We start from the raw sequence: 22,543 nt of genomic DNA on the forward strand, positions 1-22,543 counted from the left end.
TGCCGAGCAAGGAGACAGAATGCGCACGGTCATCTTCGATCTGGACGGGACTTTGGCCGATACGTCGGGCGATCTGCTGGCGGCGGCCAACCATTGTTTCCGGCAGATGGGGCATGGCGACGTGCTGGTGCACGGGCAGGATGCGGCGGTGGCTTTGCGCGGCGGGCGGATGATGCTGACCCACGGGCTGAAACGCGTGGGCGCCTATGACGAAGAGACCGTGAACGCCTATTACCCGGTCCTGCTCGAGGCCTATGGGCAGGCGATCGACACCCACACCACCTTCTATCCCGGCGCGCTGCAGGCGGTCGAGGCGCTGAAGGCCGCCGGATACGGTGTCGGCATCTGCACCAACAAGCCCGAGGCGCTGGCCGAGCTGCTGATGACGCGGCTGGGAGCGCGGGCGTTGTTTGGCTCGTTGGTGGGGGCGGACACGCTGCCGGTGCGCAAGCCCGACCCCGCGCCGCTGCGTGAAGCGGCGCGCCGGGCCGGCGGGCTTCCCGACCACTGCATACTGGTGGGCGACTCGGATACCGACCGTAACACGGCCCGGGCCGCAGGGGTGCCTTCGATCCTTGTGACCTTCGGCCCATCCGGCGATGACATGGCCGCGCTGCAGCCCGAGGCGCTGCTGCACCATTTCGACGATCTGCCCGCAATCGTCGCCGAGCTTGTGAGCGCGGCGGTCTGATCCCTTGACCCGCGCTGCGACTGGCCCCACAAACGACGCCATGACCGAGCGATTTTCTGGCAGTTTCACCCAGCAGGAGCCGATCCCCGACGAGGCGATCGAGGCTGCGCTGGCCGTTCTGCGTCACGGGCGGTTGCACCGCTACAACGTGGCCCCGGGAGAGCTGAGCGAAACAGCTCTGTTGGAACAGGAATTTGCCGCGCAGATAGGCGCGAAATACTGTCTGGCCGTGGCATCGGGTGGCTATGCGCTGGCCACGGCCCTGCGTGCCGTGGGGGTCCAGCCGGGGGATGCGGTTCTGACCAACGCCTTCACTCTGGCCCCGGTGCCGGGGGCGATCGCCTCGGTCAATGCGCGCCCGGTATTTGTGGGCGTGACCGAGGGGCTGACCATCGATCTGGACGATCTGGCGGCCAAGCTGGACCGCGCCAAGGTACTGATGCTCAGCCACATGCGCGGGCATCTGTGTGACATGGACCGGTTGATGCAGATGTGCGACGCCGCCGGAGTGACGGTGATCGAGGACTGCGCCCACACGATGGGCGCCGCCTGGCGCGGGCAACTGTCTGGCCGTCAGGGGGCGATCGGCTGCTATTCCTGCCAGACCTACAAACATGTGAACTCGGGCGAGGGTGGTCTGCTGGTTACAGATGACGAGATGCTGGCGGCCAAGGCCACAATGCTTTCGGGCTCGTACATGCTGTATGAACGCCACCTTGCGGCGCCGGGTCCCGAGGTGTTCGAGCGGATCAAGTACACCACGCCGAACGTGTCGGGGCGGATGGACAATCTGCGCGCGGCGATCCTGCGGCCCCAATTGCGCGATCTGGATCGGCAGGTGCGGCGCTGGAACGAACGTTATGCCGAGATCGAGTCGGGCCTGCGCGGCACGCCCGGCCTGACCATCGTCGAGCGGCCCGCCGAGGAGAGCTATGTCGGCTCGTCGATCCAGTTCCTGCTGCTGGATTGGGCGCCTGAGCAAATCGCCGAGGTTTTGCGGCGCTGCGCAGATCGCGGGGTCGAGCTGAAATGGTTCGGCGGGGCCGAGCCGACCGGGTTCACCTCGCGCTATGACAGTTGGCGCTATGCCGAGTCGGAGCGGATGCCCGAGACCGACCGGATTCTGCGCGGGATCATCGACATGCGCGTTCCGCTGACCTTCTCGCTGGACGATTGCCGCCTGATTGCCGGCATCATCCGCGCCGAGGTCGGCGCTGTTTTCCAACAGTAAATCAATCGAGTGCGCCATGCGGCGCATGCTCGAACCCTGCAAAAGCCGCCTTGGGGCGGCTTTTTCATTTGGGTCACGCGATGATTGACCGCGCGGGGAAAGGTCTGTATCAGTTTATTGAACACCTGTTCATTAACGCGAAAGAGGAGAGCGCGGATGTTCACGGCGACAATGCAATTCGATCTGGGTGAAGATGTGAACGCGCTGCGCGAGATGGTGCACCGCTGGGCGCAGGAGCGGGTCAAGCCGATGGCGGCCGAGATCGACAAGACGAACGCGTTTCCTAACGAGCTGTGGAAGGAAATGGGTGAACTCGGTCTGCTGGGCGTAACCGTTCCCGAACAGTATGGAGGCGCCGAAATGACCTATCTGGCGCATACGATCGCGGTTGAAGAAATCGCACGCGCTTCGGCATCGGTGGCGCTGTCCTACGGGGCGCATTCCAACCTCTGCGTCAACCAGATCAAGCTGAACGGCACTGAAGAGCAGAAGCAGAAATACCTGCCGCGCCTGATTTCGGGCGAACACGTAGGTGCCCTGGCAATGTCGGAACCCGGCGCGGGGTCTGATGTTGTGTCGATGAAGCTGCGGGCGGAAAAGCGCAACGACCATTACCGCCTGAACGGCAACAAATACTGGATCACCAACGGGCCGGATGCCGATACGCTGGTCGTCTATGCCAAGACCGACCCCGAGGCCGGGTCCAAGGGCATCACGGCCTTCCTGATCGAGAAAGAGATGAAAGGGTTCTCGACCTCGCCCCATTTCGACAAGCTGGGTATGCGCGGTTCGAACACGGCCGAGCTGATCTTCGAAGATGTCGAGGTGCCTTTCGAGAACGTGCTGGGCGAAGAAGGCAAGGGCGTTGCGGTTCTGATGTCGGGCCTCGACTATGAGCGCGTGGTTCTGGCCGGGATTGGCACCGGCATCATGGCTGCCTGCCTGGACGAGATCATGCCCTATCTGGCCGAGCGCAAGCAGTTCGGCAAACCGATCGGAACCTTCCAGCTGATGCAGGGCAAGATCGCCGACATGTACACCGCGATGAATTCGGCCCGGGCGTATGTCTACGAGGTCGCCAAGGCCTGTGATCGGGGCGACGTGACCCGGCAGGATGCGGCGGCGTGCTGTCTCTATGCGTCCGAGCAGGCGATGGTGCAGGCGCATCAGGCGGTTCAGGCCATGGGCGGGGCCGGGTTCCTGGCGGATGCGCCGGTCAGCCGGATCTTCCGCGATGCCAAGCTGATGGAGATCGGCGCGGGCACCAGCGAGATCCGCCGGATGCTGATCGGCCGCGAATTGATGAACGAAATGCTCTGAAGAAAAACGCCTCGCCGACGAAGTCACGGCGAGGCGTATCCGATCGAAGGATCAGAAGCGATGGACGTAGGACACGCCAACCAGCCACGGATCGATCTCGGCCTTGCCGATGTCGGCTCCGTTGAGGGTGACGTCCGAGTCGATGTCGAACCAGCGGACGTTCAGGCGAACCGCGCCCTTGTCCGTGACCATGTAGTCCAGGCCGGCCTGCAGCGACACGCCGAACGAGTCGTCGACCTTCAGATCGCCCAGCGGCGATTCCTCGTCAAAGAACACGGTGTAGTTCAAACCGGCGCCGACATAGGGTTTCCAGGCGCTGCTGGTTGCAAAGTGGTAGTTCAGCGACAGTGTGGGCGGCAGGTGCTTGACGCTGCCCGCGTCGACACTTCCGCCCAGCGTGATGTCATGGCTGAACGGCGTTGCGGCCAAAAGCTCGATGCCCAGATTGTCACGAATGAAATACTCGGCGGTGAAGATCGGGCGGGTGTCCGAGTCGACGTCGGCGCTGAAGCCGGCGAGGGATCCGTTGTCGGATTTCGGGTCGAGGTAGCCGATACCGACACCAACGGTCCAGTCTCCCTGAGACTGGGCGAATGCGGGGGCCGAAACAGCGGCCAACGCGGTGGAAAGGGTGAGAATGGCGAGTTTGCTGGTCATGTTCTTGCCTTTGGTTTTGTGTGCAAGCCGACCATGCCTGCAGGACGGGGCGGCCACTCTGATCTGCATCAAGTTTCGTTGATGTTCGATATTCAATTTGGCGCGGCAAGTCGCTTAAATTTAAGGGAAAAACGCCATGCGTCCCGCTGAGGTCATACCGGGTTTGCGGTCTGGTGGCAGCTGGGACATTCCGCCCAGGCTGAACATGGCACGTCAGTGCCTGTCGCGGCCTACTGAGCAGGTGGCGATCCTCGATCTGTCTTCCGAGGCTACGACCGAGATCACCTATGGTGAACTGGAACAAATGACCGACCGGCTGGCGCGCGGGTTGCTGGGCAGGGTGCAACCCGGCGACCGGGTCGGCGTGCTGCTCAGCCAGTCGCCGTGGAGCGCGGCGGCGCATCTGGCCATCTGGAAGATTGGGGCAATCTCGGTGCCGTTGTTCAAGCTGTTCAAACGCGATGCCCTGGCCTCGCGCCTCGGCGATGCGGGGGCCGGGTATGTGCTGACCGACGGCGAGGGCGCGGATATGCTGGGTGATCTGGCGCAGCCGCTGATCGTGTCCGAGCTTGGGGCGGACGGGCCTGCCGTGGATTTTGCTGACACCGGTCCCGAGGATCCGGCGGTGCTGATCTATACCTCGGGCACGACGGGCAAGCCCAAGGGCGCGCTGCACGGGCACCGGGTGCTGACCGGACATCTGCCGGGCGTTTCGATCAGCCACAACCACCTGCGCGCGGGTGACTGCCTGTGGACGCCGGCCGACTGGGCCTGGATCGGCGGGTTGTTCGACGTGCTGATGCCGGGGCTGGCGCTGGGCATTCCGGTTGTCGCCGCGCGGCTCGACAAGTTTACCCCGCAGGCCTGCGCGGATGTGATCGCGCGCGGCGGCGTGCGCAACGTGTTCTTTCCGCCCACGGCGCTGCGGATGCTCAAGGCCGCGGATGTGACGATCCCCGGCCTGCGGTCCGTGGCTTCGGGCGGAGAGCCGCTGGGCGCGGAAATGCTGGCGTGGGGACAGCGGGCCTTTGGCCTGACGATCAACGAATTCTATGGCCAGACCGAATGCAATATGGTGGTTTCCTCCTGCGCCGAGGATTTCCCCGCGCGCCCGGGCTGCATCGGCAAACCGGTGCCGGGGCATGAGGTCGCGGTGATAGACGCGGACGGCAACCCGACCGACGCCGAGGGTGATGTGGCCATCCGGCGCGGTTCAGCCTCGATGCTGCTGGAATACTGGAACAACCCGCAGGCCACGGCCGAGAAGTTTCGCGGTGATTGGCTGATCACCGGTGACCGCGGCGTGTGGGAGGACGACTATCTGCGCTTTGTCGGCCGCGAGGATGACGTGATCACCTCGGCCGGATATCGCATCGGCCCGGCCGAGATCGAGGATTGCCTGCTGACCCATCCGGCGGTGGCCACCGTAGGCGTGGTCGGCAAGCCTGATCCGCTGCGGACCGAGATCGTGAAGGCCTATGTGGTGTTGAAACCGGGGTCCGAGGCCTCGGAACAAGAGCTGCAGGATTGGGTCAAGGACCGTCTGGCGCATTATTCCTACCCGCGAGAGGTGGCTTTTGTGCAAGACTTGCCTTTGACCGTAACGGGAAAAGTCATTCGCAAGGAATTGAAACGTCGCGCGTCCGAGGAGATGTGCCATGGCAGATAAATCCAGCGTCCGGACCGGAATTGAGTTCAGCGCGACCGTCATCGCGGTCATCGGGGCCGTGTGGGCCGGAAAGACCTATTTCGAAACGTGGATGCACGACACGATCGACAAAGCGGTCGAAGAAAAGATCGCCGTCATCGAAAAACTGCAATTGGCCGACCTTCTGGTTTTATACGGCTACCCGGATGAGGCCATATCGGAATTGCGCAAGATCGCCGATCGGGTCGCCAGGCTGGACGCTGAAGACAAACGCAGGATCGCGTTCTACGACAACTATCTGGATGCGGTGGCCGATTCCGACGGCACCCTGAAATTCGAACCGGAAATCCGGATGCTGCACAGCGTCTTCAGCAACGAGATGCAGACCGACGGCTGGCACGACGAGAAGCTGGCCTATGTCGCAATGTTCCTGCCCGAGGCACAGGCGGATGACGGGTATTTCGACCGTCAGGTCGTGGGGCGGCTCAAGCTTGCGGTCAGCCAATACGAGGCAGACGACGACTATGAGAGCCTCGGGAGCGCCTATCGTAACCTGTCGCTGGCCTATCTGTGCCGGGGTGAACAGGACCAGGCCGTCGAGGCGATGGAAATGGCGGCCGAGATGCAGCCGTTCGAGTATTATTTCATGGTTCCGATGTGGGACCTTGAGGACTTCCTCGAAGAGCCGGAAATCAAGAAGCTGGACACCGTCTGCTCCAGCAACGTGTCGCAGGGCTATGCGCGCATCATGCAGAGCTTTGGCGTCAGCGAAAACCCCGTTCGCGAATTTCTGAGAGAGTATACCAGATGAAGCTGCGATCTTCCGCTTTGCCCTCGTCCGATGGCTTCAAGCAAAACCGAGCCGCGCACCTCGACGCGCTGGCGCAGATATCTGAGGCCGCCGAGGCCGCGCGTATGGGCGGGGGCGAGAAATCGCGCGATCGCCATGTGTCGCGGGGCAAGATGCTGCCGCGCCGGCGGGTGGCGAACTTGCTGGACCCGGGGTCTCCGTTCCTCGAAATCGGCGCGACGGCGGCGCATGGCATGTATGGTGGCGCGGCCCCCTGTGCCGGCGTGATCGCGGGGATCGGCCGGGTGCAGGGGCAAGAGGTCATGGTGGTCTGCAACGACGCGACCGTGAAGGGCGGTACCTATTATCCGATGACGGTCAAAAAGCACCTGCGCGCGCAGGAGATCGCCGAGGAAAACCATCTGCCCTGCATCTATCTGGTGGACAGCGGCGGCGCGAACCTGCCCAACCAGGATGAGGTCTTTCCCGACCGCGACCATTTCGGCCGCATCTTCTACAACCAGGCACGGATGAGCGCCAAGGGCATCCCGCAGATTGCCGTGGTGATGGGCTCGTGCACCGCGGGCGGCGCCTATGTGCCGGCCATGTCCGATGTGACGATCATCGTCAAGGAACAGGGCACGATCTTTCTGGCCGGCCCGCCGCTGGTCAAGGCGGCGACGGGCGAGGTCGTCAGCGCCGAGGACCTGGGCGGCGGCGACGTGCACACGCGCCTGTCCGGCGTGGCCGACTATCTGGCCGAGGACGACGCGCACGCGCTGGCTCTGGCCCGCCGGGCGATTGGGTCGCTGAACCGACACAGGCCGCAGACGGTGGATTGGGCCAGCCCCGAAGACCCGGCTTATGACCCCGAGGAAATTCTGGGCGTCGTCCCGGCCGATCTACGCACCCCGTATGACATCCGCGAGGTGATCGCGCGCTTGGTCGATGGCTCGCGCTTTGACGAGTTCAAGCCGCGGTTCGGTGAAACGTTGGTGACCGGCTTTGCCCATGTCAAAGGCTGCCCCGTCGGCATCGTCGCCAACAACGGCGTGCTGTTTTCCGAGGCCGCGCAGAAAGGCGCTCATTTCGTCGAACTGTGCAGCCAGCGCAAGATCCCGCTGGTCTTTCTGCAAAACATCACCGGCTTCATGGTGGGCCGCAAGTACGAGAACGAAGGCATCGCGCGCCACGGCGCCAAGATGGTGACCGCCGTGGCCACCACAAACGTGCCCAAGATCACCATGCTGGTGGGCGGCTCTTTCGGGGCCGGGAACTATGGCATGGCAGGCCGCGCCTATCAGCCGCGGTTCCTGTGGACTTGGCCGAACAGCCGCATCTCGGTCATGGGCGGCGAGCAGGCCGCCGGTGTTCTGGCAACGGTCAAGCGCGACGGGATCGAACGGCAGGGCGGCACATGGTCGGCCCAGGAAGAGGCCGAGTTCAAACGCCCGACGCTCGAGATGTTCGAGGAGCAGTCGCACCCGCTTTATGCCTCTGCCCGGCTGTGGGATGACGGCATCATCGACCCGCGCAAAAGCCGCGACGTGCTGGCCCTGTCGCTGAGCGCCGCGTTCAACGTCCCGATTGAGGACACGCGCTTTGGCGTGTTCCGGATGTAGAAGGGGCGGTTTGATGCTGGAGAGCTTGAAAGAAAGATATCCGGGGGCCGAGACCTTTCAGTTCGGCGACAACCGCGCATTGTGCGACGAATTGCTGGCTCTGGTCCGCTCGGGACGCAAGACCGCGACCTGCGGCGCGTTGCGGGACTTTGCGGCGGGTGGCGAGGCAATGCCGCAGGCAGGTCGCCGCGACATCGCCTTGGACTGGGACGGACGGCCCGCGCTGGTCATCGAAACGGTCGAGGTGACGGTCCGGCGCTATTGCGATGTGGACGAGGCATTTGCCCTGGCCGAGGGCGAAAACGACAGCCTGGAAGGCTGGCGCGAGGATCATCGCAGATATTTCGAACGAAACGGCGGCTTCGACCCGAAGATGGAGTTGGTCTGCGAACGGTTTCGCCTTGTGGAAGATCTGGCAGGGAAAGGGTAACGGCCATGTTTGACAAGATCCTGATCGCCAACCGGGGCGAGATTGCCTGCCGGGTCATCAAAACCGCGCACAAGATGGGCGTGGCCTGCGTTGCCGTGTACTCGGATGCGGACGCAGCCGCCAAACATGTGCAGATGGCGGATGAGGCCGTGCATATCGGCGGAGCGGCTCCGGCCGACAGCTATCTGAAAGGCGACGTGATCATTCAGGCCGCACTGGATACCGGCGCGCAGGCGATCCACCCCGGCTATGGGTTTCTGTCCGAGAACCCCGATTTCGTCGATGCGGTGCAGGCGGCGGGCCTGACCTTCATCGGCCCATCGGCGGAGGCGATCCGCAAGATGGGCCTCAAAGATGCGGCCAAGGCGCTGATGGAGCAAGCCGGCGTCCCGGTCGTGCCCGGCTATCACGGCGACAACCAGGACCCCGAGCATCTGGCCGGCGCGGCCGATACCATCGGCTATCCGGTTCTGATCAAGGCGGTGGCCGGCGGTGGCGGCAAGGGGATGCGGCTGGTCGAGAGGCCGGCGGATTTCGCGGCCGCTCTGGACAGTGCCCGGGGCGAGGCCCGAACCGCCTTTGGCAATGATGCCGTTCTGGTCGAGAAATTTGTTGCCAAGCCCCGCCATATCGAGGTTCAGGTCTTTGGCGACGGCACCCATGCCGTGCATCTGTTTGAGCGTGACTGCTCGCTGCAGCGCCGCCACCAGAAGGTGATCGAGGAAGCCCCCGCGCCCGGCATGACCCCTAAGATGCGCGAAGCGATGGGCCAGGCGGGCGTGCGCGCGGCCGAGGCCATCGGCTACAAGGGCGCGGGTACCGTGGAGTTCATCGTCGATGCCTCGGACGGGTTGCGCCCCGACCGGTTCTGGTTCATGGAGATGAACACCCGCCTGCAGGTCGAACACCCGGTGACCGAGGCCATCACCGGTATCGACCTGGTCGAATGGCAGTTGCGGGTTGCGGCCGGGGAAAGCCTGCCCAAGCGGCAGGCAGAGCTTTCGATCAACGGCCATGCCTTCGAAGCCCGGCTCTATGCCGAGGACGTGCCCAAGGGGTTCCTGCCCGCCACGGGCACCCTGACCCATCTGGAGTTTCCGCACGGCTGCCGCGCCGACAGCGGCGTGCGTGCGGGTGACACGATCAGCCCATGGTATGACCCGATGATCGCCAAGGTGATCGTGCACGGCCCGACCCGCGCGGTGGCGCTGGAACAACTGCACCGCACGCTGCGCCGGACGCAGGTGGCGGGAACCGTCACCAACCTGTCTTTCCTGGGCGCACTCACCCGGCACGCCGGGTTTGCGGCGGGTGATGTCGATACCGGGTTGATCGGCCGCGATCTGGACGATCTGGTGCGCGAACCGGCCGTCACCCCGGCAGTGACCGTTGCGGCGGCGATGGCCGCGACCGGGCTGGACAAACCCTCCGAGGACACCGGGTTTACCCTCTGGGCCCGGCTGCACCGGGCGCTTCAGCTGAAGCGCGACGGCGAGGTTCTGGATATGGACGTCCAGGTCGCAGGGCCGGACCGGCAGGACTGGCAGGTCGACGGTACCAGCGTGATCGCCGAACGGGTCAACGGCCGCTGGATCATCGACGGCCAGCCGATGCCTCCGGTTGCGATTGCGGGCCACGATGTCACCGTGTTCGACGCCTATGGCGTCAGCTTCGAGGTGCTGGACCCGCTGGACCGCGATGTCAGCGCCGCCGGTGATACCAACGTGGTCGAGGCGCCGATGCCCGGGCTGGTCAAGGCGGTGTTCGCCGCGCCGGGGCAGGCGGTGAAGGAAGGCGACCGGCTGGCCGTCCTCGAGGCCATGAAGATGGAGCATTCGCTGTTGGCCGCCCGCGACGGTGTCGTGGCCGAGGTTCTGGCCGAGGCCGGATCGCAGGTCGAGGCCGGCGCGGCGCTGGTCCGGCTGGAAGACGACTGAAACCCTGAACTCCCGCCCTGAACGGGGCGGGCCGGGACTGAACAGGAGGGCACCGCCATGGCGGAACGTGTCGAGATTTTCGAAGTGGGGCCGCGCGACGGGCTGCAGAACGAAAAGCGCGAAATCCCGGTTTCCGAGAAGATCGCGCTGGTCGACTGCCTTAGCCGGGCGGGGTTCAACCGGATCGAGGTGGCCAGTTTCGTGTCGCCCAAATGGGTGCCGCAGATGGCCGGCAGCGCCGAGGTTCTGGCCGGGATCACCCGCGCCCCCGGCGTGCGCTACGCTGCGCTGACCCCGAACATGCGCGGCTATGAGGATGCGCTGGCGGCCGGGGCGGATGAAATCGCGGTGTTTGCTTCGGCGTCGGAGGGGTTTTCCAAGGCCAACATCAACGCGACCATCGCCGAATCCATCGAGCGGTTCGTCCCGATCCTCGAGGCGGCGCGCCATATTGATCTGCCGGTGCGCGGCTATGTTTCCTGCGTGACCGACTGCCCTTATGACGGGCCGACGCCGCCCGCCAATGTGGCCGAGGTGGCCGACCTGCTGTTCTCGCACGGCTGTTACGAGATCTCGCTGGGCGACACGATCGGGCAGGGGACGCCCGACAGCATCGCACGGATGCTGCTGGCGGTGCGTGAATATGTGCCCGCGACCCGCCTGGCCGGCCATTTCCACGACACCAACGGACGCGCGATCGACAATATCGATGCTTCGCTTGCGCTGGGCGTCCGGGTGTTCGACGCGGCCGTGGGCGGATTGGGCGGTTGCCCCTATGCGCCGGGGGCGGCCGGGAATGTGGCCACCGAAGCCGTGGCCGCGCATCTCGAGCGGCTGGGCTATGATACCGGACTGGACGCCGCTGTGCTGAACCAAGCGGCGGAAATGGCCCGCGCGATGCGGGCGGGATAAGAGGCTGACATGTTTGAAACCATCTCGATCTCCACCGATTTGCGCGGCGTTGCTACGCTGACGCTGAGCCGGCCGGAAAAACACAACGCGATGTCGGCGCAGATGATCGCCGAGCTGAGCCAGGCCGCCGCGCAATTGGGAGAAACCAACGACGTGCGCGTCGTAGTTTTGACCGGCGCGGGCAAAAGCTTCTGCGCCGGGGGCGACCTGGGATGGATGCAGGCCCAGATGGCCGCCGACCCCGAGACCCGCTTTGTCGAGGCGCGCAAGTTGGCCGAGATGCTGAACGCTCTGAACACCCTGCCCAAGCCGTTGATCGGCGCGCTGCAGGGCAACGCCTTTGGCGGCGGTGTGGGCATGGCCGCGGTCTGCGACGTGGCCATCGGCGTGGACAGTCTGAAGATGTGTCTGACCGAAACCCGGCTGGGGCTGATCCCGGCTACCATCGGGCCCTATGTTATCGCCCGCATGGGTGAGGCCCGCGCGCGGCGCGTGTTCATGTCGGCCCGTCTGTTCGACGCGGCCGAGGCGGTAGAACTTGGCCTGTTGGCACGGGCCGTTCCGGCGGACGAGTTGGATGCCGCGATCGAAGCCGAAGTGCAGCCCTATCTGTCCTGTGCGCAGGGCGCCGTGGCCTCGGCCAAGGCGCTGGTTCGGGACCTCGGGCCGCGCATCGACGACGCGATGATCGACCACACGATCCGGGCGCTGGTCGACCGATGGGAAACCGACGAGGCGCATGAGGGAATCAGCGCTTTCTTCGACAAGCGAAAACCTTCATGGAATAGTAAGGTTTGACCGCCCGCGACCATTTGAAGCCAAGGGCTTGCGCCTAGTGCAGCGCTGGGCGTTGGCAAGCCGAATATTCGGTGCCATGCGCGCTTCTGCTCGGTTGACCCTCTGACCCCGCGCGGATAGAGAATGTCCAGTCAACACGCCAATTGACGGCGCGTCTCGTTCGGGATGCGCAGGAAAGGAGCCACTCGTGGAAGAGCTGTTGCGGGAATATCTCCCGATCCTGGTGTTTCTGGCCGTCGCCGTGGGCCTTGGAATCGTCCTGATTCTGGCCGCCGTCGTTCTGGCTGTCCGCAATCCCGACCCCGAAAAGGTCAGCGCCTATGAATGCGGGTTCAACGCGTTCGACGATGCTCGGATGAAGTTCGATGTCCGATTCTATCTGGTGTCGATCCTGTTCATCATCTTCGACCTCGAGATTGCGTTCCTGTTTCCCTGGGCCGTGGGCTTCAAGGACATCAGCGATGTCGGCTTCTGGTCGATGATGGTGTTCCTGGGCGTTCTGACCATCGGCTTTGCCTATGAATGGAAGAAGGGGGCCCTGGAATGGGAGTGATGACGGGTGCAAACACCGCGGGCGTCGACAAGGAAGTCGCCACTCAGGCCCTGAACGCCGAGCTGCAGGACAAAGGGTTCCTGCTGACCTCGTCCGAGGATATCATCAACTGGGCGCGCACCGGCTCTCTGCACTGGATGACCTTTGGTCTGGCCTGCTGCGCGGTCGAGATGATGCACACCTCGATGCCGCGCTACGACGCCGAACGGTTCGGCATCGCGCCGCGCGCATCCCCGCGCCAGTCGGACGTGATGATCGTGGCCGGTACGCTGACCAACAAGATGGCCCCGGCGCTGCGCAAGGTCTATGACCAGATGCCCGAGCCGCGCTATGTGATCTCTATGGGCTCCTGCGCCAATGGTGGTGGCTACTACCACTATTCCTATTCCGTCGTGCGTGGCTGCGACCGCATCGTTCCAGTGGACATCTATGTGCCCGGCTGCCCGCCGACGGCCGAGGCGCTGCTGTACGGTCTGCTGCAGTTGCAGCGCAAGATCCGTCGCACCGGCACCATCGTCCGCTGAGGAGGGACCGAGATGAGCGAAGCACTCAAGGAACTCGGCACGCATATCGAGCTGAAGCGCACGGACTGTGTTCTGTCATGGACCGTAGCCCATGACGAGCTGACGGTTGATGTTGCGCCCTCGAGCCTGGTGGAATTTGTCGAGTTTCTGAAAACGGATCAGAACTGCAAGTTTTCGACCTTGGTCGACATCACCGGAGTTGATTACCCCGAACGTGCCAAACGGTTCGACGTGGTTTACCACTTTCTTTCGATGTACCAGAACCAGCGCATCCGGATCCGGATTTCGGTGCGCGAGGAAGACATGGTTCCGTCGATCGTCGATGTGCACCCCTCGGCCAACTGGTTCGAGCGTGAAGTGTTCGACATGTTCGGCATCCTGTTCTCGGGCCACCCGGACCTGCGTCGCATCCTGACCGACTATGGGTTCCGCGGCTATCCGCTGCGCAAGGATTTTCCGACCACCGGGTATATCGAAGTCCGCTATGACGAAGCGCAGAAACGGGTCGTATACGAACCGGTCTCGCTGGTTCAGGAGTATCGCCAGTTTGATTTCATGAGCCCGTGGGAAGGTGCGAACTATGTTCTGCCGGGGGATGAAAAACAGGAGACCTGACAATGGGTGGCATCTGGTGGCTGATCCTTTCTGCACTGACCATCATTCCGATGGTGAAGATTTTGCCGTTTTTTGGGATCAACAAATACTGGTGCCTTCTTTGCCTGGTCCCATTCGGCACGATCGCGTTGCTGTGGTGGGTCGGGTTGAAACTGCAGGAACTGGAGCGCCGCTGAGATGGTCATGCTGCTGGGGGAACTGATTGCGTTGGGTGCGCTGGGGGTCCTGCTGGCGGGGGCCGCGGCCAAGGCGCTTGAGGCGGAAAAGGTCCGGGTTCGGGCCGAAGCGAAAAAGAAACGAGGGCGTTGATGGACGGCTCAAGATACGATGACGGCAGCACGGACGCGCTGAGCGGAGAACAGAAGATCCGCAACTTCAACATCAACTTCGGCCCGCAGCACCCTGCGGCGCACGGAGTTTTGCGTCTTGTGCTTGAGCTGGACGGCGAGATCGTCGAGCGTTGCGACCCGCATATCGGCCTGCTGCACCGCGGTACCGAAAAGCTGATGGAAAGCCGGACGTATCTGCAGAACCTGCCGTATTTCGACCGGTTGGACTATGTGGCGCCGATGAACCAGGAACATGCCTGGTGCCTGGCCATCGAAAAGCTGACCGGCGTCGAAGTTCCGCGCCGGGCCTCGTTGATCCGGGTCCTCTATTCCGAGATTGGGCGCGTTTTGAACCATCTGCTCAACGTGACCACGCAGGCGATGGACGTGGGCGCGTTGACCCCGCCGCTGTGGGGCTTTGAAGAGCGTGAAAAGCTGATGGTGTTCTACGAGCGTGCCTGCGGTGCGCGCCTGCACGCCGCCTATTTCCGCCCCGGTGGTGTGCATCAGGACCTGCCGCCCGAGTTGCTGGATGACATCGAGACCTGGAGCCACGAATTCCCCGCCGTTCTGGACGACATTGACGGACTGCTGACCGAGAACCGCATCTTCAAACAGCGCAACTGCGACATCGGCGTGGTGACCGAGGAAGATATCCAGCAATACGGCTTCTCGGGCGTGATGGTGCGCGGATCGGGCCTGGCCTGGGACCTGCGCCGCGCGCAACCCTATGAATGCTATGACGAGTTCGAGTTCCAGATCCCTGTCGGCAAGAACGGGGACTGCTATGACCGTTACCTGGTGCGGATGGAAGAAATGCGCCAGTCGGTGTCGATCATCCGGCAGGCCATCGCCAAGCTGCGCGACTGCCCGGGCGACATTCTGGCCCGCGGCAAGATCACGCCGCCGAAACGCTCGGACATGAAGACCTCGATGGAGAGCCTGATCCATCACTTCAAACTTTACACCGAAGGCTTCCACGTCCCCGCAGGCGAAGTCTACGCCGCCGTCGAAGCGCCCAAGGGCGAGTTCGGCGTCTATCTGGTGGCCGACGGCACCAACAAGCCGTACCGCGCCAAGCTGCGTGCGCCCGGGTTCCTGCACCTGCAAGCCATGGACCACGTCGCCAAGGGCCACCAACTGGCCGACGTCGCCGCCATCATTGGCACCATGGACGTCGTATTTGGAGAGATTGACCGCTAATGCTCCGCCGTCTTCATCCCGAACAACCCGAAAGCTTTGCCTTCACCGCTGCCAACCAGCAATGGGCCGAAGCGCAGATCACCAAATACCCCGAGGGCCGTCAGGCCAGCGCGGTCATCCCGCTGCTGTGGCGCGCGCAAGAGCAGGAGGGCTGGCTGAGCCGTCCGGCGATTGAAACCGTCGCTGACATGCTCGGCATGTCGTACATCCGGGTGCTCGAAGTTGCATCCTTCTACTTCATGTTCCAGCTGCAACCGGTTGGGTCCGTCGCGCATATTCAGGTCTGTGGCACCACGTCCTGCATGATCTGCGGGGCCGAGGATCTGATTGCTGTTTGCCGCGAAAAGATCGCGCCCAAGCCGCACCAACTGTCGGCGGACGGCAAGCTGAGCTGGGAAGAGGTTGAATGCCTGGGTTCCTGCACCAACGCGCCGATGGCACAGATCGGTAAAGACTATTACGAGGACCTGACCGCCGAGAGTTTTGGTCGGATCATTGATGAACTGGCCGCTGGCAAGGTTCCGGTGCCCGGTCCCCAGAATGGTCGCTTTGCGGCCGAGCCTCTGGGCGGGGTGACCAGCCTGAAGGATTATCAAGGTAGCAAGGCAAAGCACAATGCCAGTGTACAACTGGCCACGGAATTGTGCGATACCGTCAAGCGCATCGACGGAACCGAGGTTCCGATACTAACGCCATGGTTGGGCAAGGATGGCAAGGCCGCCGGAGCGAAAGCCGCACCCAAGCCGCCGAAGGTGCCAGAGCAGGGCAAACCAGCCGCCCGTCAGGCCGCGCCCAAGAAATCCGCCAAGGCCGAGCCATCTTCGCCCGAGGGTGCTGCGGCCAAGCCAGAAGCGACTGAGGCTCAGCCCGAAACGCTGAGCGGTGCGCGTGAGGGCAAGCCCGACGACCTCAAGCTGCTGAAAGGTGTGGGGCCGAAGCTCGAGCAGACGCTAAACGAGCTCGGGTTCTACCACTTCGATCAGATCGCGGCCTGGACGCCAGAACATGTGGCCTGGGTTGATGCCCGGCTGAAGTTCAAGGGCCGGATCGAACGCGACGGCTGGATCGAGCAGGCGGCCAAGCTGGCTGCTGGCGAGGAAACCGAATTTGCCAAACGTGCCAAGCAAGACGGCACCTACGAAGACTGAGAGACGGTGCCCGATAAGGGCGCCGGAGTGTGATGGACAAGGACAAGGAACAGGCCATCGCCCGCAAGGGCCGACATATCGGCGTGGTCATCGCGGTGACCATGCTGTTGTGGCTTGCCATGACCCTGTTCATCGGCCCGGCGCTGGAGCTGCCGGGACGCTTTGCGCTGCTGCTTGATTTCGCCGCGATCGCGGCGTTCATCTATGCGGGCGTCAACATATTTCAACTCTGGCGCATGCGTCAGGACAGCTGAAGGTAACACGCGATGCTGAAGGATCAGGACCGGATCTTTACCAACATCTACGGGATGCACGAGCGCACCTTGAAGGGCGCTCAGGCCCGGGGGCATTGGGACGGCACTGCTGGCCTGATGGAGAAGGGTCGCGACTGGATCATCCAGACGATGAAAGACTCAGGGTTGCGCGGGCGCGGCGGTGCGGGCTTCCCGACCGGCCTGAAATGGTCGTTCATGCCGAAGGAAAGCGATGGCCGCCCGTCCTATCTGGTCGTAAACGCCGACGAATCCGAACCGGGCACCTGCAAGGACCGCGAGATCATGCGCCACGATCCGCACACGCTGATCGAAGGCTGCCTGATTGCGTCTTTCGCGATGAATGCGCACACCTGCTACATCTACCTGCGCGGCGAGTACATTCGTGAGCGCGAGGCGCTGCAGGCTGCAATCGACGAGGCCTATGATGCGGGCCTGCTGGGCAAGAACGCCGCTGGATCGGGATGGGATTTCGACCTGTTCCTGCATCACGGGGCAGGCGCCTATATCTGTGGCGAGGAAACCGCGCTGATCGAAAGCCTGGAAGGCAAGAAGGGCATGCCGCGAATGAAGCCGCCGTTCCCGGCCGGGGCGGGTTTGTATGGCTGCCCGACCACGGTGAACAACGTGGAATCCATCGCCGTCGTGCCCACGATCCTGCGCCGCGGCGCCGACTGGTTCGCCGGTTTCGGTCGCCAGAACAACGCGGGCACCAAGTTGTTTGCAGTCTCGGGTCACGTCAATACTCCCTGTGTGGTCGAAGAGGCGATGTCGATCAGCTTTGAAGAATTGATCGAGACCCATTGCGGTGGCATCCGCGGCGGCTGGGACAATCTGTTGGCCGTGATCCCCGGTGGCTCGTCCGTGCCCTGCGTGCGGGGTGAGAACATGCGCGACGCGATCATGGATTTCGACTATCTGCGCAACGACCTGGGCTCGGGGCTTGGCACGGCGGCGGTGATCGTGATGGACAAGTCCACCGACATCATCAAGGCGATCTGGCGCCTGTCGAAATTTTACAAACACGAAAGCTGCGGCCAGTGTACGCCCTGCCGCGAAGGTACGGGCTGGATGATGCGGGTGATGGATCGCCTGGTACGCGGCGAGGCCGAACTGGAAGAGATCGACATGCTGTTCGAGGTGACCAAGCAGGTCGAAGGCCATACGATCTGTGCGCTGGGTGACGCGGCCGCATGGCCGATCCAGGGTCTGATCCGCAACTTCCGCGAAGAAATCGAAGACCGCATCAAGGCTCAGAAATCGGGCCGTATGGGTGCGATGGCGGCGGAGTGACAACGATGGAAGCCTATGCAGAGTATTCCCACGCGATTGCGTCTTTGGTGATTTTCACACTGGTCGTTTTGTTCCTGTCGCCGTTTTCGGCACTGGCGAAACAGGGCAAAGGGCTGGCTCCCGGCGCGACCCCCGACCAGGACTATGCCGACAAGGCCTATCGCCTGAACCGTGCCTATCTGAACGGCACCGAGACTTTGCCCGCGTTTCTGACCGTTACTGTGGCAGCCATTCTGTTGGGCGCTAGCCCGTTCTGGGTGAACTGGCTGGCCGCGATTGCCTTGGTCGCTCGGCTGGTGATGCTTGTCGTACACATTCAGGGCGTTGGCAAACCGCATAGCGGTATTCGTTCAGTCCTGTATGTGGTGGCCTGGGCCTGCATGTTTGTGCTTGGGATACTTGCATTGGTGGCTGCGTTCTGATGGCCGTCACACTTGTTAATATCACCGCGAACCTGCGTCGCCCGGCTGTCGGTGTGCTTGTTCTGCTGACGCTGCTTTCGGCCTGCGGGACGGCGCCAACAAGCGACCGGATCCTGTTTGACGGCAAGTCGTTTCGGGCCAAGGCAAAGCCGGTCGACAAGAAACGGTCGCCTGCGGATTTCACCGTGACGATCAAAGGTGTGTCAGCCTCGCTGGATGGCGCGCGCGAAGCTGGTCGGTACGAGGGCACCCGGTTCTGCATTCAGAATTTCGGTTCCTCCCGCATTGCGTGGAAGGTTGGTCCTGACACCGAACCGCAGAACCTGCGCATCGAAAACGACAGCCTGACATTTGCTGGAGCCTGTCAACGACCATGAGCTGCGCTATTGCATATCCTGCGCTGATCGGGCGGCCGTTATTGCATAACAGCCGTGCCGCGGGACGTCTTGGGGAACCCAAGACGAAAGGATATGTCATGAAATTTGTGAAACTTGCCGCATTTGCCTGTGCGACGGCGTTGCCCGTCTCGGCGGACGCCAAGCCGCCCTTGCGCGAAGTCAAGGAAATCGACAACGAGCTCTACTACATCGCCATCGCAAATGAGATCTCGGAATACTGCCCGTCGATCAGTGGGCGGCGAATGAAGGCAATCGGTGTGATGTGGAGCCTGCGGTCCAAGGCCAACAGCCTGGGTTATTCGGACGGCGAGATCCGGGCCTATGTCGAGTCGGATTCCGAAAAGGCGCGGATGCGGGCCAAGGGCGAGAAGTACCTCTCGCAGAACGGCGTGAGCTACGGAAAAGCTGAAACATTCTGTGCCCTGGGGCGCAAGGAAATCGAACGAAACAGCGCCATTGGCGTGTATTTGAGGGCGAACTAGACCATGTCTGACCTCCGCAAGATCGTAATCGACGACAAGGAAATCGAAGTCGATGGCGCGATGACCTTGATCCAGGCCTGCGAGCAGGCCGGGGTCGAGGTGCCGCGGTTCTGCTATCATGAACGCCTGTCGATTGCCGGCAACTGCCGCATGTGCCTGGTCGAGGTCGTGGGCGGGCCGCCCAAGCCCGCCGCCTCGTGCGCGATGCAGGTGCGCGATCTGCGCCCTGGACCGGAAGGCCAGCCGCCGGTGGTCAAGACCAACTCGCCCATGGTCAAGAAGGCCCGGGAAGGGGTCATGGAATTTCTGCTGATCAACCACCCCTTGGATTGCCCGATCTGCGACCAAGGCGGTGAATGCGATCTGCAGGACCAGGCAATGGCCTACGGTATGTCGGCCAGCCGGTTCAAAGAAGCCAAGCGGGCCGTGGATGATCTGGATCTGGGTCCGCTGGTTGGTACGGCCATGACCCGCTGCATCAGCTGCACCCGCTGTGTGCGTTTCACGACCGAGATCGCGGGTATCGACCAAATGGGCCAGACAGGCCGGGGCGAGGATGCGGAAATTACCTCCTACCTGAACCAAACGCTGGATTCGAACCTGCAAGGCAACATCATTGACCTGTGCCCGGTGGGGGCGCTGACTTCCAAGCCTTATGCCTTTACCGCACGCCCGTGGGAACTGACCAAGACCGAAACCATCGACGTGATGGACGCCTTGGGATCGAACATTCGTGTCGATACCAAGGGCCGCGAAGTGATGCGCATTCTGCCGCGCAACCATGATGGCGTGAATGAAGAGTGGATCTCGGACAAGACGCGTTTTGTCTGGGACGGTTTGCGCCGTCAACGTCTGGACACGCCTTATATCCGCGAAAACGGTCGCCTGCGCGCCGCCAGCTGGCCCGAGGCTTTGGCCACCGCCGCAGCGGCGATGAAGGGCAAGAAGGTTGCAGGTCTGATCGGCGATCTGGTTCCTGTCGAAGCCGCCTTTGCGTTGAAGCAGTTGATTGAGGGGCTGGGTGGCAAGGTCGAATGCCGAACCGACAATGCCCGCCTGCCTATCGGTAACCGTTCGGGCTATGTCGGCAATGTGACGATCGAGGAGATCGACACGGCGAAAGAGATCATTCTGATCGGCACCAACCCGCGCGACGAGGCTCCGGTGCTGAATGCGCGCATCCGCAAGGCGTGGCTGGCGGGCGCCGATGTCAAATTGATCGGCCCGGCCGTTGATCTGACTTATGATTACGAGCACCTCGGCACCAACCGCGATGCGCTGGCCAAGGCCAAGGCCAGCAGCGAAGCCGTTGTGATCGTCGGACAGGGTGCCGTGTCCGAGGCAGACGGTCTGGCCGTTTTGGCCGCCGCGCGCGCGCTGTCGGGTCGGATGCTTGTTCTGCACACTGCAGCGGCCCGCGTTGGTGCGATGGATGTGGGTGCCGCGACGGAGGGTGGCCTTGAGGCTGCAATCGGCGGCGCCGAGGTGATCTTCAACCTGGGCGCGGACGAGGTCGATATCGACGCGGGTCCGTTCGTCATCTATCAGGGCAGCCACGGTGACCGCGGTGCCCACCGCGCCGACGTCATCCTGCCAGGCGCAGCCTATACCGAGGAAAACGGTCTGTTCGTCAACACCGAGGGTCGCCCTCAATTGGCGATGCGCGCCGGATTTGCGCCGGGTGAAGCCAAGGAAAACTGGGCGATCCTGCGGGCGCTTTCGGCGGAGTTGGGCGAGAAACTTCCTTATGACACGTTGGCCCAGCTGCGGCAAAAGCTGATCGAAGCAGTGCCGCATCTGGCCGGGATCGACCAAGTGCCCGAGAACGAAGAACAGGCAATCGAGGCCGGACCTTTGGGGCAGGCCGATTTCCGGACCGTGATCAAGGATTTCTATCTGACCAACCCGATTGCAAGAGCCTCGCAGTTGATGGCCGAGCTTTCGGCGCTGGCCAAGGCGCGCGGTGACCAAAAGATTGCCGCGGAATGAGGCTTGCAACGACCATAAACCGCAAAGCGGGCGGAAGCCCGAGCTCGTTTTTCCCAGAGGAGATACGAGGGGCGTGGTCGTGTGTTTTGCCGAATGAAATGAAGGAAAAAGGTGGCGTGCGGGCAGCGGATGCTGTTTACACCAACTCGCCAAACCAATCGCAGGCGACGCGAGTCTCCGACCGGCCGGTCGGGTCGCGTGATGGCAGCGGAAAACGGAATACCCACGGTGTGAGGACCAATGGCTGAATTCTTTGACACCCCAGGCGGAATAGCCCTGATCATATTGGCGCAGGTGCTGGCCGTCGTGGCCTTCGTGATGATCTCGCTGCTGTTTCTGGTCTATGGCGACCGCAAGATCTGGGCCGCGGTCCAGATGCGTCGCGGCCCCAACGTGGTTGGCGTTTACGGCCTGCTGCAATCGGTGGCGGACGCGCTGAAATACGTCGTCAAAGAGGTGGTGATCCCTGCAGGCGCGGACCGGACTGTGTTCATCCTGGCGCCGCTGACGTCCTTCGTGCTGGCCATGATCGCCTGGGCGGTCATTCCGTTCAATGACGGCTGGGTCCTGTCCGACATCAACGTGGCTATCCTCTATGTGTTCGCGGTGTCCTCGCTCGAGGTTTATGGCGTGATCATGGGCGGTTGGGCGTCGAACTCAAAGTACCCGTTCCTGGGCTCGCTGCGCTCGGCCGCGCAGATGATTTCCTACGAGGTTTCGATCGGCCTGATCATCATCGGTGTGATCATCTCGACCGGCTCGATGAATTTTGGTGACATCGTGCGTGCTCAGGACGGCTCGTTCGGGTTCTTCAGCTGGTACTGGCTGCCGCATTTCCCGATGGTGTTCCTGTTCTTCATCTCGGCCCTGGCCGAAACCAACCGCCCGCCCTTCGACCTGCCCGAGGCGGAATCGGAACTGGTCGCCGGTTATCAGGTCGAATACTCGGCCACGCCTTTCCTGCTGTTCATGGCAGGCGAATACATCGCGATCTTCCTGATGTGCGCGCTGACCTCTCTGCTGTTCTTCGGCGGCTGGCTGTCGCCGATCCCGGGCCTGCCCGATGGCGTGCTGTGGATGGTCGCCAAGATGGCGTTCTTCTTCTTCCTCTTCGCGATGGTCAAGGCGATCACGCCCCGCTACCGCTATGACCAGCTGATGCGGCTGGGCTGGAAAGTGTTCCTGCCGTTCAGCCTGGTGTGGGTGGTATTCGTGGCCTTTGCGGCGAAGTTCGACTGGTTCTGGGGTGCATTCGCCCGTTGGAGCGTAGGAGGCTGAC

25 protein-coding genes are annotated in these 22,543 nt (G+C 62.8%); 24 read left to right on the forward strand and 1 reads right to left on the reverse strand.

Annotated features, from left to right (window positions below):
- Positions 1-19 precede the first annotated feature (19 nt).
- The 3 genes from ACR0IR_RS02660 (at position 20) to ACR0IR_RS02670 (ending at position 3,242) form a co-directional block, all read left to right on the forward strand.
- Positions 20-691, forward strand: a complete 672-nt coding sequence (locus ACR0IR_RS02660) for an HAD-IA family hydrolase (RefSeq protein ID WP_170364505.1) — start codon at positions 20-22, stop codon at positions 689-691.
- A 40-nt stretch (positions 692-731) separates the two neighbouring features.
- On the forward strand, positions 732-1,922 hold the full coding sequence (locus ACR0IR_RS02665; protein ID WP_170364503.1) for a DegT/DnrJ/EryC1/StrS family aminotransferase: 1,191 nt from the start codon (positions 732-734) through the stop codon (positions 1,920-1,922).
- A gap of 156 nt (positions 1,923-2,078) precedes the next feature.
- A complete protein-coding gene (locus tag ACR0IR_RS02670) occupies positions 2,079-3,242 on the forward strand; it encodes an isovaleryl-CoA dehydrogenase (protein ID WP_170340987.1) in 1,164 nt (387 codons plus the stop codon).
- 51 nt (positions 3,243-3,293) lie between these two features.
- Here ACR0IR_RS02670 and ACR0IR_RS02675 read toward each other — a convergent pair whose 3' ends face one another.
- Positions 3,294-3,899: an OmpW/AlkL family protein gene (locus ACR0IR_RS02675; RefSeq protein ID WP_170357333.1), complete on the reverse strand. Its 606-nt coding sequence runs from the start codon at positions 3,897-3,899 to the stop codon at positions 3,294-3,296.
- 136 nt (positions 3,900-4,035) lie between these two features.
- Between ACR0IR_RS02675 and ACR0IR_RS02680 the strand changes: the two genes are divergently transcribed.
- The 21 genes from ACR0IR_RS02680 (at position 4,036) to nuoH (ending at position 22,542) form a co-directional block, all read left to right on the forward strand.
- The gene (locus ACR0IR_RS02680) at positions 4,036-5,568 is read left to right on the forward strand and encodes an AMP-binding protein (protein ID WP_170364501.1); all 1,533 of its coding nucleotides are present in this window, start codon (positions 4,036-4,038) and stop codon (positions 5,566-5,568) included.
- Positions 5,558-6,358, forward strand: a complete 801-nt coding sequence (locus ACR0IR_RS02685; protein ID WP_170340378.1) for a hypothetical protein — start codon at positions 5,558-5,560, stop codon at positions 6,356-6,358. The genes ACR0IR_RS02680 and ACR0IR_RS02685 overlap by 11 nt, the downstream gene beginning before the upstream one ends.
- Positions 6,355-7,959, forward strand: coding sequence for a carboxyl transferase domain-containing protein (locus ACR0IR_RS02690; RefSeq protein WP_170364500.1), 1,605 nt, complete (start codon positions 6,355-6,357; stop codon positions 7,957-7,959). Before ACR0IR_RS02685 ends, ACR0IR_RS02690 begins: the two co-directional genes overlap by 4 nt.
- A 13-nt stretch (positions 7,960-7,972) precedes the next feature.
- Complete coding sequence (locus ACR0IR_RS02695; protein ID WP_170364498.1) at positions 7,973-8,389, forward strand: ASCH domain-containing protein; 417 nt, start codon at positions 7,973-7,975, stop codon at positions 8,387-8,389.
- Positions 8,390-8,394: 5 nt separating this feature from the next.
- On the forward strand, positions 8,395-10,326 hold the full coding sequence (locus ACR0IR_RS02700; RefSeq protein ID WP_170364496.1) for an acetyl/propionyl/methylcrotonyl-CoA carboxylase subunit alpha: 1,932 nt from the start codon (positions 8,395-8,397) through the stop codon (positions 10,324-10,326).
- A 57-nt stretch (positions 10,327-10,383) separates the two neighbouring features.
- Complete coding sequence (locus ACR0IR_RS02705; protein ID WP_170364494.1) at positions 10,384-11,238, forward strand: hydroxymethylglutaryl-CoA lyase; 855 nt, start codon at positions 10,384-10,386, stop codon at positions 11,236-11,238.
- Between the two features lie 9 nt (positions 11,239-11,247).
- The gene (locus ACR0IR_RS02710; RefSeq protein WP_170364492.1) at positions 11,248-12,036 is read left to right on the forward strand and encodes a crotonase/enoyl-CoA hydratase family protein; all 789 of its coding nucleotides are present in this window, start codon (positions 11,248-11,250) and stop codon (positions 12,034-12,036) included.
- Between the two features lie 187 nt (positions 12,037-12,223).
- A complete protein-coding gene (locus ACR0IR_RS02715) occupies positions 12,224-12,589 on the forward strand; it encodes an NADH-quinone oxidoreductase subunit A (RefSeq protein WP_093964903.1) in 366 nt (121 codons plus the stop codon).
- Complete coding sequence (locus ACR0IR_RS02720; protein WP_093964904.1) at positions 12,580-13,113, forward strand: NuoB/complex I 20 kDa subunit family protein; 534 nt, start codon at positions 12,580-12,582, stop codon at positions 13,111-13,113. The genes ACR0IR_RS02715 and ACR0IR_RS02720 overlap by 10 nt, the downstream gene beginning before the upstream one ends.
- Positions 13,114-13,125: 12 nt before the next feature.
- Complete coding sequence (locus ACR0IR_RS02725; protein WP_170341004.1) at positions 13,126-13,728, forward strand: NADH-quinone oxidoreductase subunit C; 603 nt, start codon at positions 13,126-13,128, stop codon at positions 13,726-13,728.
- Between the two features lie 2 nt (positions 13,729-13,730).
- Positions 13,731-13,904 carry a hypothetical protein gene (locus ACR0IR_RS02730; RefSeq protein WP_010442775.1) on the forward strand — a complete coding sequence of 58 codons (174 nt, stop codon included), beginning with the start codon at positions 13,731-13,733 and terminating at the stop codon, positions 13,902-13,904.
- Between the two features lie 7 nt (positions 13,905-13,911).
- A complete protein-coding gene (locus ACR0IR_RS02735) occupies positions 13,912-14,037 on the forward strand; it encodes a hypothetical protein (protein ID WP_261391884.1) in 126 nt (41 codons plus the stop codon).
- On the forward strand, positions 14,037-15,260 hold the full coding sequence (locus ACR0IR_RS02740; RefSeq protein ID WP_170340391.1) for an NADH-quinone oxidoreductase subunit D: 1,224 nt from the start codon (positions 14,037-14,039) through the stop codon (positions 15,258-15,260). Before ACR0IR_RS02735 ends, ACR0IR_RS02740 begins: the two co-directional genes overlap by 1 nt.
- Positions 15,260-16,408: an NADH-quinone oxidoreductase subunit E gene (locus ACR0IR_RS02745; protein WP_170364490.1), complete on the forward strand. Its 1,149-nt coding sequence runs from the start codon at positions 15,260-15,262 to the stop codon at positions 16,406-16,408. The genes ACR0IR_RS02740 and ACR0IR_RS02745 overlap by 1 nt, the downstream gene beginning before the upstream one ends.
- A 32-nt stretch (positions 16,409-16,440) precedes the next feature.
- Entirely contained in the window at positions 16,441-16,662 is a 222-nt protein-coding gene (locus ACR0IR_RS02750) for a DUF5337 domain-containing protein (protein ID WP_170364488.1), read from the forward strand.
- A 12-nt stretch (positions 16,663-16,674) separates the two neighbouring features.
- Positions 16,675-17,973, forward strand: a complete 1,299-nt coding sequence (gene nuoF, locus ACR0IR_RS02755; protein WP_093964909.1) for an NADH-quinone oxidoreductase subunit NuoF — start codon at positions 16,675-16,677, stop codon at positions 17,971-17,973.
- 5 nt (positions 17,974-17,978) lie between these two features.
- A complete protein-coding gene (locus ACR0IR_RS02760) occupies positions 17,979-18,395 on the forward strand; it encodes an MAPEG family protein (RefSeq protein ID WP_093964910.1) in 417 nt (138 codons plus the stop codon).
- Positions 18,395-18,772: a hypothetical protein gene (locus tag ACR0IR_RS02765; protein WP_170364487.1), complete on the forward strand. Its 378-nt coding sequence runs from the start codon at positions 18,395-18,397 to the stop codon at positions 18,770-18,772. Before ACR0IR_RS02760 ends, ACR0IR_RS02765 begins: the two co-directional genes overlap by 1 nt.
- 98 nt (positions 18,773-18,870) lie before the next feature.
- A complete protein-coding gene (locus ACR0IR_RS02770; RefSeq protein ID WP_170364485.1) occupies positions 18,871-19,275 on the forward strand; it encodes a DUF5333 domain-containing protein in 405 nt (134 codons plus the stop codon).
- A gap of 3 nt (positions 19,276-19,278) precedes the next feature.
- Positions 19,279-21,264, forward strand: a complete 1,986-nt coding sequence (gene nuoG, locus ACR0IR_RS02775; RefSeq protein ID WP_170364483.1) for an NADH-quinone oxidoreductase subunit NuoG — start codon at positions 19,279-19,281, stop codon at positions 21,262-21,264.
- Positions 21,265-21,504: 240 nt separating this feature from the next.
- Positions 21,505-22,542, forward strand: coding sequence for an NADH-quinone oxidoreductase subunit NuoH (nuoH, locus tag ACR0IR_RS02780; protein WP_170364482.1), 1,038 nt, complete (start codon positions 21,505-21,507; stop codon positions 22,540-22,542).
- Position 22,543 lies beyond the last annotated feature (1 nt).

It is taken from the genome of Ruegeria sp. CF2 (genome assembly GCF_056537385.1).

Coding starts and splice junctions, on each gene's coding strand:
- ACR0IR_RS02660 (WP_170364505.1), top strand. CDS start 20: ATGCGCACGGTCATCTTCGATCTGGACGGGACTTTGGCCGATACGTCG.
- ACR0IR_RS02665 (WP_170364503.1), top strand. CDS start 732: ATGACCGAGCGATTTTCTGGCAGTTTCACCCAGCAGGAGCCGATCCCC.
- ACR0IR_RS02670 (WP_170340987.1), top strand. CDS start 2,079: ATGTTCACGGCGACAATGCAATTCGATCTGGGTGAAGATGTGAACGCG.
- ACR0IR_RS02675 (WP_170357333.1), bottom strand. CDS start 3,899: ATGACCAGCAAACTCGCCATTCTCACCCTTTCCACCGCGTTGGCCGCT.
- ACR0IR_RS02680 (WP_170364501.1), top strand. CDS start 4,036: ATGCGTCCCGCTGAGGTCATACCGGGTTTGCGGTCTGGTGGCAGCTGG.
- ACR0IR_RS02685 (WP_170340378.1), top strand. CDS start 5,558: ATGGCAGATAAATCCAGCGTCCGGACCGGAATTGAGTTCAGCGCGACC.
- ACR0IR_RS02690 (WP_170364500.1), top strand. CDS start 6,355: ATGAAGCTGCGATCTTCCGCTTTGCCCTCGTCCGATGGCTTCAAGCAA.
- ACR0IR_RS02695 (WP_170364498.1), top strand. CDS start 7,973: ATGCTGGAGAGCTTGAAAGAAAGATATCCGGGGGCCGAGACCTTTCAG.
- ACR0IR_RS02700 (WP_170364496.1), top strand. CDS start 8,395: ATGTTTGACAAGATCCTGATCGCCAACCGGGGCGAGATTGCCTGCCGG.
- ACR0IR_RS02705 (WP_170364494.1), top strand. CDS start 10,384: ATGGCGGAACGTGTCGAGATTTTCGAAGTGGGGCCGCGCGACGGGCTG.
- ACR0IR_RS02710 (WP_170364492.1), top strand. CDS start 11,248: ATGTTTGAAACCATCTCGATCTCCACCGATTTGCGCGGCGTTGCTACG.
- ACR0IR_RS02720 (WP_093964904.1), top strand. CDS start 12,580: ATGGGAGTGATGACGGGTGCAAACACCGCGGGCGTCGACAAGGAAGTC.
- ACR0IR_RS02725 (WP_170341004.1), top strand. CDS start 13,126: ATGAGCGAAGCACTCAAGGAACTCGGCACGCATATCGAGCTGAAGCGC.
- ACR0IR_RS02730 (WP_010442775.1), top strand. CDS start 13,731: ATGGGTGGCATCTGGTGGCTGATCCTTTCTGCACTGACCATCATTCCG.
- ACR0IR_RS02735 (WP_261391884.1), top strand. CDS start 13,912: ATGCTGCTGGGGGAACTGATTGCGTTGGGTGCGCTGGGGGTCCTGCTG.
- ACR0IR_RS02740 (WP_170340391.1), top strand. CDS start 14,037: ATGGACGGCTCAAGATACGATGACGGCAGCACGGACGCGCTGAGCGGA.
- ACR0IR_RS02745 (WP_170364490.1), top strand. CDS start 15,260: ATGCTCCGCCGTCTTCATCCCGAACAACCCGAAAGCTTTGCCTTCACC.
- ACR0IR_RS02750 (WP_170364488.1), top strand. CDS start 16,441: ATGGACAAGGACAAGGAACAGGCCATCGCCCGCAAGGGCCGACATATC.
- nuoF (WP_093964909.1), top strand. CDS start 16,675: ATGCTGAAGGATCAGGACCGGATCTTTACCAACATCTACGGGATGCAC.
- ACR0IR_RS02760 (WP_093964910.1), top strand. CDS start 17,979: ATGGAAGCCTATGCAGAGTATTCCCACGCGATTGCGTCTTTGGTGATT.
- ACR0IR_RS02765 (WP_170364487.1), top strand. CDS start 18,395: ATGGCCGTCACACTTGTTAATATCACCGCGAACCTGCGTCGCCCGGCT.
- ACR0IR_RS02770 (WP_170364485.1), top strand. CDS start 18,871: ATGAAATTTGTGAAACTTGCCGCATTTGCCTGTGCGACGGCGTTGCCC.
- nuoG (WP_170364483.1), top strand. CDS start 19,279: ATGTCTGACCTCCGCAAGATCGTAATCGACGACAAGGAAATCGAAGTC.
- nuoH (WP_170364482.1), top strand. CDS start 21,505: ATGGCTGAATTCTTTGACACCCCAGGCGGAATAGCCCTGATCATATTG.